The organism is Lactobacillus gallinarum DSM 10532 = JCM 2011 (genome assembly GCF_001434975.1).
GTDB classification, from domain to species: Bacteria; Bacillota; Bacilli; order Lactobacillales; family Lactobacillaceae; genus Lactobacillus; species Lactobacillus gallinarum.
Genome location: NZ_AZEL01000076.1, coordinates 1 through 312 on the forward strand (window position 1 = coordinate 1; position 312 = coordinate 312).

The following is a 312-nucleotide window of genomic DNA, read 5'->3' on the forward strand; positions in this document are numbered from 1 at the left end:
TCTGGTTTATCTTCCGTAGAATTTGTCTGATTTTCAGTTTGAGTTACTGGTGTAGCTGTTTGTGCTGTTGGTAAAGCTTTCGATTCCTCTTTATCAGCTTGATTTAAGTTAGAAGTTGAGGTTTGAGTAGCCTTGCTAATTTGTTGACTAGTTGGCTCTTCGGTTGTTGTTTCAGCTTGTACATTGTTAGTTGTTGTATTTGCACCTAGCCATAAGCCTAAAATAGCCGAACTACAAATAAAAACTGACTTTCCTAAATTATAATGATACCTATTCATTTCTAAACCTCATTTTTAAATCTGAATAATTTTA

The 312-nt window shown here is 33.7% G+C and carries 1 protein-coding gene; it reads right to left on the minus strand.

The genetic code is table 11. From position 1 onward, the window contains the following. Positions 1–278, minus strand: a 278-nt coding sequence (locus FC37_RS09040) for a hypothetical protein (RefSeq protein WP_156400680.1), incomplete at its 3' end; no start/stop codon positions are given. Positions 279–312: the final 34 nt, after the last annotated feature.